This window comes from Streptomyces sp. NPDC088387 (assembly GCF_044753385.1).
Taxonomy (GTDB): Bacteria; Actinomycetota; Actinomycetes; order Streptomycetales; family Streptomycetaceae; genus Streptomyces.
The window spans coordinates 90,392-99,166 of record NZ_JBIVNC010000023.1; the positions used below are offsets into that span (position 1 = coordinate 90,392).

Sequence of the window (8,775 nt, forward strand, 5' to 3'; positions counted from 1 at the left end):
GATTCCTGCCCCGCATGGGCTTCAACGTTTTGTTGAATCTCCCGTTGGAGTCTTCACTCCCTCCAGGGCTCCGTCAAGGGCACACTTCTCCACAGTGCACCGCGCGCATCCACCCTGGACGTTTCCACAAAGCGGAATTAGAATTCCAGCAGGCAGAACGTAGCTACGCACCACCGGGGAGTCAACCGGCTGCCGGGTAGGCTTCTGCCCTTCCGCCAGCCCGAAAGGAACGCGCCGTGCCGACGTCCAGCGCCAGCACCACCGACTCCGCCAAGTCCGCCAGCGGCGGCGTCCAGTCCCTCGAGCGCGCCTTCGACCTGCTGGAACGGATGGCGGACGCGGGCGGCGAGGTCGGGCTCAGCGAACTCTCCGCGAGCAGCGGGCTGCCGCTGCCGACCATCCACCGGCTGATGCGCACCCTGGTGGCCTGCGGCTACGTACGCCAGCAGCCCAACCGGCGGTACGCGCTCGGCCCCCGGCTCATCCGCCTCGGCGAGTCGGCGTCCCGGCTGCTGGGCACCTGGGCCCGCCCCTATCTCGCCCGGCTGGTCGAGGAGACCGGCGAGACGGCGAACATGGCGCTGCTCGACGGCGACGAGATCGTCTACGTGGCGCAGGTGCCGTCGAAGCACTCGATGCGGATGTTCACCGAGGTGGGGCGCCGGGTGCTGCCGCACTCGACGGGCGTGGGCAAGGCCCTGCTGGCCGGCTTCCCGCCGGAGGAGGTGCGGGCGCTGCTCTCCCGTACGGGGATGCCCGCCGCGACAGACAAGACGATCACCACGGCCGACGGGTTCCTCGCCGCGCTGGAGGAGGTGCGGAAGGACGGGTACGCCGTCGACGACAACGAGCAGGAGATCGGCGTGCGGTGCCTCGCCGTGTCCGTGCCGGACTCCCCCACCGCGGCGGCCATCTCCATCTCCGGGCCCGCGGGCCGGGTCACCGAGGACGCCACCGAGCGGATCGTGCCGGTGCTCCAGCAGACCGCCCTGGAGCTGTCCCGGGTGCTGGCGAGCCAGAACCCGGCGTAGAGGGCGCCGCGTTCACCCCGCGACGCGGGTCAGCCCCTCGGGGTCTCTCCGAAGAGGTCCACCGCCGCCCGCACCTCCGACAGGCCCCTCGACAGGGCGCTGACCGAGCCGATGGCGGCGGCGATGAGAAGCAGGGAGCGGCGTAAGCGGGGGGTTTCCGGGGTGCCGTAGCCGATCATCGCGGCCAGTGCCGCGAGTTCGTCCTCCGCGATGCCGCGGTCGGGGAACTCGGCCGGGTGGGCGGCGAGTTCGCGCCGCAGTCTGGACACCGCGGTCCGCAGTTCCACCACTCTCGGGTCCTCGCCAATGCCCGTCACAGGCCTCTGCCCCAAGCTCTTGAACACAGTTCTCCCCCCACGCACGCCGTTGTGCGCCGTCACTTCGTGTTCCCGCCGAGCATCCCCGCGAGCGAGGTCGGCGCCGGGGGATGCGGGCCAGTAAACGCCACCCCGCGCCACCCGCGCCACCGCGCGGACACAAATTCAGTCCGGCGTGCACGGCCCGGCGGGCCGGCGTCGGGTAAGCAGGACCCATGACGGTTGAGAACACATCCCCGGTCGCCGGTCTGCTGCTCGCCGCGGGGGGCGGACGGCGCCTCGGCGGGCGCCCCAAGGCGCTGCTCCCGTACCGCGAGCGCCCCCTTGTCGAGCACGCGGCCGGTGTGCTGCGGGCGGCCGGCTGCACCCGGGTCCATGTGGTGCTCGGGGCGCGTGCGGACGTCGTACGCGAGCGGGCGGAACTGGCGGGGTGTGTCCTGGTCGACAACCCCGACTGGGAGCAGGGCATGGGGTCGTCGCTGCGCGCGGGGCTCGCGTCACTGGCCGGGACGGGGGCGCGGGCGGCGCTGGTCTCGCTGGTGGACCAGCCCGGGATCGGGCCGGAGGCGGTGGCCCGGGTGCTCGGCGCGTTCCGGAGCGAGGACTCGCTGGCATCGGCCGCCTACGACGGGGTACGCGGCCATCCCGTGCTGTTCGGGGCGGCGCACTGGGCCGGCATCGCGGCGAGCGCCACGGGCGACCGCGGGGCGCGCGCCTATCTGCGGGCGCACGAGCGGGAGATCGCGCTGGTCGAGTGCGGGGACGTGGCCCTCGCGTACGACATCGACACCGAGGCCGACCTGGTCCACCTTGAGTGAGCGGGGTGGCACCGAGCGCCACCTTGCCTCGACCCGGAGAATCTCGACATCAACAGACCATTGAACTTCCACCATGAGGAAACTAGTATCCACTGTTCAGAAGCGCCCGGCCGTTCACCGGGCGCCGGTCGCCCTGTTTGCCCCCATAGGCACGCGGTGCCGTTCACGTAGCGCCAAGTAGCTCGAAGCAGCTCGCTGAAGGAAGTGACAGCTCATGTCCGCACCTGCGCCGTCTGCGCCGGTCATCGTCGACGCCGAGCCCCTGCCCCGGCAGGAGGAGGTTCTCACCGACGCGGCGCTCGCCTTCGTGGCCGAGCTGCACCGCCGGTTCACCCCCCGGCGTGACGAGCTTCTCGCCCGGCGTGCGGAACGCCGCGCCGAGATCGCCCGCACCTCCACGCTGGACTTCCTCCCGGAGACCGCGCAGGTCCGCGAGGACCCCACCTGGCGTGTCGCCCCCTCGCCGGCCGCGCTGAACGACCGCCGGGTCGAGATCACCGGCCCCACCGACCGCAAGATGACCATCAACGCCCTGAACTCGGGCGCCAAGGTGTGGCTCGCGGACTTCGAGGACGCCTCTGCGCCCACCTGGGAGAACGTGGTCCTGGGCCAGGTCAACCTGATCGACGCCTACACACGGAACATCGACTTCACGGACGCGGGCTCCGGCAAGTCGTACGCCCTGAAGGACGAGGCGGAGCTGGCCACGGTCGTCATGCGCCCGCGCGGCTGGCATCTGAACGAGCGGCACATCGAGGTGGACGGCGAGCAGGTGCCCGGCGCCCTCGTCGACTTCGGGCTGTACTTCTTCCACAACGCGCGGCGCCTGATCGACCTCGGCAAGGGCCCCTACTTCTACCTCCCGAAGACGGAGTCGCACCTGGAGGCCCGCCTCTGGAACGACGTGTTCGTCTTCGCGCAGGACCACGTCGGCGTCCCGCAGGGCTCCGTCCGCGCGACCGTCCTGATCGAGACGATCACCGCGGCGTACGAGATGGAGGAGATCCTCTACGAACTCCGCGACCACGCCTCCGGGTTGAACGCCGGCCGGTGGGACTACCTGTTCTCCATCGTGAAGAACTTCCGGGACGGCGGGGCCAGGTTCGTGCTGCCGGACCGCAACGCCGTGACGATGACCGCCCCGTTCATGCGCGCGTACACCGAACTCCTCGTCCGTACCTGCCACAAGCGCGGCGCGCACGCGATCGGCGGCATGGCCGCGTTCATCCCGTCCCGCCGGGACGCCGAGGTGAACAAGGTCGCTTTCGAGAAGGTCCGCGCCGACAAGGACCGTGAGGCGAACGACGGTTTCGACGGCTCCTGGGTCGCCCACCCCGATCTGGTGCCGATCGCCATGGAGTCCTTCGACCGGGTCCTGGGCGACAGGCCGAACCAGAAGGACCGGCTGCGCGAGGACGTCGACGTCAAGGCGGCCGACCTGATCGCGATCGACTCCCTGGAGGCCAAGCCGACGTACGCGGGATTCGTCAACGCCGTGCAGGTGGGCATCCGTTACATCGAGGCGTGGCTGCGCGGCATGGGCGCCGTCGCCATCTTCAACCTCATGGAGGACGCGGCGACCGCCGAGATCTCCCGTTCACAGATCTGGCAGTGGATCAACGCGGGTGTGGTCCTCGACAACGGCGAGACCGTCACCGCCGAACTCGCCCGCAAGGTGGCCGCCGAGGAACTCGCGGACATCCGCGCGGAGCTGGGCGACGAGGCCTTCGCGGCGGGTGGATGGCAGCAGGCCCACGACCTGCTGCTGACCGTCGCCCTCGACGAGGACTACGCCGACTTCCTGACCCTGCCGGCGTACGAGCAGCTCAAGGGCTGAGCAGCGGCTCAAGGGCTGAGCAGCGGCTCAGGGGATGAGCAGGCTCAAGGGCTGAGCCGGTCCCGCCGTCAGCCCCTGTCGGGCTTGTCCGAGTGGCCCAGGGTGCGTCCCGGGGCCACTCGGTCGCGTACGAGGCGCTTGACCGCCGTGGGCTCCGGGAAGCCCTGCTCACGGCGGTCCCAGACCACCTCGTCGTCCACACGGACGACGAAGACGCCGCCGGTGCCGGGCTTGAGCGCCAGCTCGGTCAGTTCCGTCTCGAAGGTCGTGAGCAGCTCCTGGGCGAGCCAGGCCGCCCGGGGCAGCCAGCGGCACTGGGTGCAGTACTCGATCTGTACGCGGTGGCTCATCACGGATGTACCGTCCCGTCCTGTTCCACTGTTGGTCTGCCGTGCAGGTCGGGGACCTGCTGGAGCCACTTCGGCCGCCCCCGCCGGGTCTTCGCCGCCCTGCGGACCTCCTCGGCGGCGATCTCGTCCCGGGTGGGGAAGTCGGTGGGCAGCCACGCGTCCGAGGCCCGCACGCGCGCGTGCAGATGGGCGACGTACGCCGCACGCGCCTCGTCGGCGGTGGCGAAGCCGGGCTCGTCCGTCAGCCAGGGGTCCGGGACCTCGTCGACGATCCGCCGGAGCAGTTCCCCGGTGACCTTCGGGGCCAGTTCGGCGTCGGCGGCGCGCACGTCCGGCGCGTAGCGGCCGAGGGCGTGGTGGCGGAAGTCGTACCGCTTCGCGGGGTCCGTACCGTCCCAGCGGTGGTGGAAGACGAGCGCGGCGCCGTGGTCGATCAGCCACAGCCGCGGCTCCACGGTGCCGAGTGTGGGCCAGACCATCAGGTTGGAGCTGTGGATCGTACGGTCCACGTTCACGGTGAGGGCGTCCAGCCAGACGATCCGCCCGGCCTCCAGGGAGTCCACGCGGAACTCCTCGGCCACCTCGGGCGTGAAGTCCTCGGCGCCCGGCAGGAAGTCCATGCCGAGGTTGACGCCCGCGCTGGCCCGGTGCAGTTCGCGCACCTCCTGGTGCGGCTCACTGTCGGCGATGGCCGGGTCGAAGTGGACGAGGACCAGCTCGGGGAAGCGCAGTCCGAGCGCGCGGGCCAGCTCACCGACGATCACCTCGGCGACCAGTGCCTTGCGGCCCTGCGCGGAGCCGGTGAACTTCACGACGTACGTACCCAGGTCGTCGGCCTCGACGAGACCGGGTACGGAGCCGCCGGAGCGCAGGGGCTCGACGTACTCGGTCGCGGTGACCTCTCTCAGCATGTTCGCGGGCCGTCCACTTCGTTGACCATGCAATCCACGGTTGCCTCCGGAGTCGCCCAACAGCAGGAACTGCCTATCATCAGCCCTGGGGAGAATCTGGGGAGTTTCGACCGGCATGCAGATTTCCCTGCCTCCCCAGCAGTCCGTCAATGGCTGTCCGCCCCTTGCTTCCGGCCTCTGGCATGAAGTGAGCATAGTAACCGAGGGTGATCGCCGGCGAGGAGTGCCCGAGCCACCGGGCCACGGTCACCACAGACTCTCCCGCCTCCAGCATGATCGAGGCGTAGGTGTGCCGCTGCACGTGGAAACCATCCCTCGGCGCAGCCTCCCACTGCCAGTCCTTTGCTCCCTGGGCGCGGGGCGGGATGATGCCGGCCTTGGCCAACGCGGGCTTCCAGGCGTAGGTGTTCCTGCGGCAGGTGGAAGTCGCCGATCTGCCCGCCTACGAGGATTTCCACGCCAACCAGCCGGCTGCCCTGCCCGGCGTCGGTACGGTCAACAGCTTCGTCATCATGAAGACACTCGACACTCCGTGACAACCAGCAGCCCGCGGCCCGGGCGGCCCACGGTGGCGGTCGTCCCATGACCGGAGCCGGCGGGTGCCGCGCGGGCGCGGACAGCGGGAATGTCACGCGGTGATGGAGCCGTGGATGCACACCGTCGTGGCGCCACTGACCCAGACGGTGCCGTCCGGATCGGCGGTGATTTCGATGCTGGCGGCCCGTCCCAGCCGGGTGCCCTGGGAGACCCGGTAGGCGGAGGGCGCCCCGCCGATGGCGGTGAGCCACTGCCCGACACCGGCATTCATGCTGCCGCACGCGGGGTCCTCGGGAACGCCTGCCCCTGGGGCGAAGGTGCGCATCTCGAAGTGGTGCGACGATCCCTCGGAGTGGGCCCCGATTGCGCCGACCATCGCGGTCGGGATGAGAGACAGGTCGGGCTCGAGAGCGAGGACGTCCTGGGCGGTGGCCAGCTGGACCACTGCCCAGCCAGGCCCGTTGTCGACCCACTGGTGGGCAAGCACTCGCTCCCGGGTGATACCGAACGCGGCGACGATCTGATCCAGATAGGCGTCGTCGAGGGCGCCTTCGCGCACCCTGGGCGGGCCCGCGAAGGAAAGCGAGCCGTCCCCGCGACGCACGGAGACCAGGCCCGCCGTGCGCTCCTGCACGATCCGGTCGGCGTGCTGCGGCGTGCCGCCGTCTTCCAGCCAGGCCCGCGCGGAACCCAGGGTGGGATGCCCCGCGAACGGCAGCTCGCCCCCGGGCGTGTAGATCCGCAGCCGGTAGTCCGCCTCCGCGACAGTGGGGGGGCAGCACGAAGGTGGTCTCGGACAGATTCGTCCAGCGCGCCAGACGCTGCATCTCCTCATCCGCCAGGTCCGTGCCGTCCAGCACGACCGCGACCGGATTGCCACCGTAGGGCTGTGCGGAGAACACATCGACCTGCATGAACGAACGGGTTCGCGGCATGGTCATCGAGCCTTTCGCATGGTGCCAGCGGATTCGGTGTCCATCCGAGCTGGCGCCCGCGGGCCGGTACAGGGCCACTCGCACATCAGTGGACTGGGCCTCCGCCAAACTTGAAGTCACAGGTCAAAGGGCTGGTGCATGGTCTGGATTGCGTGAGACGGGCGCCTTGAAGCGCGGGCAGTCGTCGGGGGGGGCAGGCAACCCGGGATACGACTGTCGGCCCGGGTTGTGTCGCAGAGTTGAGTTCACCTGTGCTGCTGGCCAGGCGCTGTCAGCGCTCGCAGAACTCGGCCTCGACGGCCGCGTCCTCCAGTCGCTGTTCGCCCCAGTCGCCGTTGCGGTTCATGGTCATGACGCGCCGGCCGTCCGCCGAGGCGAGCGTCCGGGTTGCGGAGCCGGGGATCATGCCGCCGTGGCCCCAGGCCCAGCAGCCCTCCTTGAGCTTGAAGTGCCGTATGCCGAGGCCGTAGCGGTCCTGCGGACCACCGTGTCCCTTGTCCCCGTCGACGTGGACCGATTCGAGCAGCTGCCGCTGCTGGGCGGGCGGCAGCAGCTCACCGGCCAGCAGCTTGGACAGGAAGGTGTTCACGTCCCTGACGGTCGAGATGATCTGCCCGGCGGAGAAGGCGACGGTGGGGCTGAACTCGGTGACGTCACGCACTTTCGCCTCCGGCCCGTCCTCGAACAGTGTGGAGTAGTGCCTCGCGTGCGGTGCGGGCAGTCGGGGTGAGGCGCCCGGCACGCTCGTGCCGCGCAGGCCCAGCGGTCGGATGACCAGACGCTCGACCGCCTGCGCGTAGGTGCCGCCGGTGGCCCTCTCGACGACCATGCCCGCGAGGACGTAGTTGGTGTCGGAGTAGTCCCACCTGCCGGGCCTGCCGGGCCTGCTGCCCTGCTCCGGCTGGAAGTTGGGCGGGTGGGCGAGCGCGATGTCCACCAGCTCTTCCGGGGACCACCTGATGTGACGGTTCCGGTCGAACGCGTCCCCTGCGTACAGGGCACGGAAGCCCTCGTCCATGTTGTAGTCGAAGATTCCGCTCGTGTGGTTGAGCAGGTGCCGCACGGTGATGTTCCCGGGCCGGTAGCCCTTGCCGTGCACCACCCCGGGCAGCCATTCCGCCACGCTGTCGTCCAGCGAGATCCTGCCCTCGGCTTCGAGCCCGAGCAGCACCGTGGCGGTGAAGGTCTTGGTCACACTGGCGATACGGAACTTCTCACCGGTGCTCCTCGGCCGCTCGGCGACCAGGTCACCGACACCTGCCTGGCCGTCCCACACGCCGCGCGCGTCTCGTACCTGGGCGATGACTCCGGGGGTGCCCTGCGCGACGATCTCGTTCAGCACAGCCTGGGTCTTCGCGTGCGCGGTCTGGGTGTTCGGGTGTAATCGGGGCGGAGCATGGTGGGGTGGCCCGGCCGGTGCGGCGGTGAGCGTTCCCAGGGCGACGGCTGCGACGGCGAGGGCGATGGGGAGTCCACGAGAGGACTGTTGAAAGCTCATGAGAACAGCTCACCAAGTGCCCTATCCCCCACACCACCGGGAACACCCCGGAAATGGGTCCGGGACACGACCTAGGGGTCGCTGGCCACGACCGGGTTCGTTGTCAAACGCCTCGATTGGATGACAAAGGACAACATGGAACATTAGGAAGAATCACGAACAGGCTCAGATGCGCGACCCATAAGACGAGTTGCTACTCATCAACAGTTCGCATTGGGCTACACGATTTCCTTCCATCGCCCCGGCGAGACGGCACCGGTCGTCGTGAGCTTCGCCGCGGTCGAGACCAGACCCCACTTCAGTGGGCCGACCGAAGCGCGTTCGAAGTCCATCAACAATGGCCTGGCCCCCAACTCCTGCCAGTGGTTCGTTACCGTATGCATGGTCACCCGTCTCGCGCGCCCGAGGATTGCCAAGCAGCTTGAAGTACGGTAGGAGCACCATAACCGCGAGCCGCGAGCCGCGAGCCGCGAGCCGCGAGCCGCGAGCCGCGAGCCGCGAGCCGCGAGCCGCGAGCCGCGAGCCGCGAGCCGCGAGCCGC

The 8,775-nt window shown here is 69.8% G+C and carries 10 protein-coding genes and 2 pseudogenes; 4 read left to right on the forward strand and 8 right to left on the reverse strand.

What is annotated here, in order from left to right; all coding sequences use genetic code 11:
* Nucleotides 1-236 precede the first annotated feature (236 nt).
* The gene (locus ACIQAC_RS38680; protein ID WP_402200015.1) at nt 237-1,031 is read left to right on the forward strand and encodes an IclR family transcriptional regulator; all 795 of its coding nucleotides are present in this window, start codon (nt 237-239) and stop codon (nt 1,029-1,031) included.
* 29 nt (nt 1,032-1,060) lie between these two features.
* Here ACIQAC_RS38680 and ACIQAC_RS38685 read toward each other — a convergent pair whose 3' ends face one another.
* Nucleotides 1,061-1,375, reverse strand: coding sequence for a DUF5955 family protein (locus tag ACIQAC_RS38685; RefSeq protein WP_402200018.1), 315 nt, complete (start codon nt 1,373-1,375; stop codon nt 1,061-1,063).
* Nucleotides 1,376-1,563: 188 nt separating this feature from the next.
* Between ACIQAC_RS38685 and ACIQAC_RS38690 the strand changes: the two genes are divergently transcribed.
* Together ACIQAC_RS38690 and aceB are read left to right on the forward strand one after the other, a co-directional pair.
* A complete protein-coding gene (locus ACIQAC_RS38690) occupies nt 1,564-2,166 on the forward strand; it encodes an NTP transferase domain-containing protein (protein WP_402200019.1) in 603 nt (200 codons plus the stop codon).
* A 214-nt stretch (nt 2,167-2,380) separates the two neighbouring features.
* On the forward strand, nt 2,381-4,003 hold the full coding sequence (gene aceB / locus ACIQAC_RS38695) for a malate synthase A (protein ID WP_402200021.1): 1,623 nt from the start codon (nt 2,381-2,383) through the stop codon (nt 4,001-4,003).
* A gap of 68 nt (nt 4,004-4,071) precedes the next feature.
* Here aceB and ACIQAC_RS38700 read toward each other — a convergent pair whose 3' ends face one another.
* The 3 genes from ACIQAC_RS38700 to ACIQAC_RS38710 all read right to left on the reverse strand — a co-directional run bounded on the left by ACIQAC_RS38700 (nt 4,072) and on the right by ACIQAC_RS38710 (nt 5,565).
* The gene (locus ACIQAC_RS38700; RefSeq protein WP_402200023.1) at nt 4,072-4,353 is read right to left on the reverse strand and encodes a SelT/SelW/SelH family protein; all 282 of its coding nucleotides are present in this window, start codon (nt 4,351-4,353) and stop codon (nt 4,072-4,074) included.
* On the reverse strand, nt 4,353-5,264 hold the full coding sequence (locus ACIQAC_RS38705; protein ID WP_402200025.1) for a HipA family kinase: 912 nt from the start codon (nt 5,262-5,264) through the stop codon (nt 4,353-4,355). Before ACIQAC_RS38705 ends, ACIQAC_RS38700 begins: the two co-directional genes overlap by 1 nt.
* A 79-nt stretch (nt 5,265-5,343) precedes the next feature.
* A complete protein-coding gene (locus tag ACIQAC_RS38710; RefSeq protein WP_402200037.1) occupies nt 5,344-5,565 on the reverse strand; it encodes an integrase in 222 nt (73 codons plus the stop codon).
* A gap of 118 nt (nt 5,566-5,683) precedes the next feature.
* Between ACIQAC_RS38710 and ACIQAC_RS38715 the strand changes: the two genes are divergently transcribed.
* Entirely contained in the window at nt 5,684-5,800 is a 117-nt protein-coding gene (locus ACIQAC_RS38715; protein ID WP_402200027.1) for a hypothetical protein, read from the forward strand.
* A 92-nt stretch (nt 5,801-5,892) separates the two neighbouring features.
* Here ACIQAC_RS38715 and ACIQAC_RS38720 read toward each other — a convergent pair whose 3' ends face one another.
* The 4 genes and pseudogenes from ACIQAC_RS38720 to ACIQAC_RS38735 all read right to left on the reverse strand — a co-directional run.
* On the reverse strand, nt 5,893-6,636 hold the full coding sequence (locus ACIQAC_RS38720) for a PhzF family phenazine biosynthesis protein (RefSeq protein ID WP_402200028.1): 744 nt from the start codon (nt 6,634-6,636) through the stop codon (nt 5,893-5,895).
* A pseudogene (locus tag ACIQAC_RS38725) lies at nt 6,629-6,742 on the reverse strand (phenazine biosynthesis protein PhzF); the annotation flags it as partial. The gene ACIQAC_RS38720 and the pseudogene ACIQAC_RS38725, both read right to left, overlap by 8 nt.
* A 265-nt stretch (nt 6,743-7,007) precedes the next feature.
* Complete coding sequence (locus tag ACIQAC_RS38730; RefSeq protein ID WP_402200031.1) at nt 7,008-8,234, reverse strand: serine hydrolase domain-containing protein; 1,227 nt, start codon at nt 8,232-8,234, stop codon at nt 7,008-7,010.
* Between the two features lie 218 nt (nt 8,235-8,452).
* Nucleotides 8,453-8,775 (reverse strand): annotated as a pseudogene (locus tag ACIQAC_RS38735) (hypothetical protein); the annotation flags it as partial.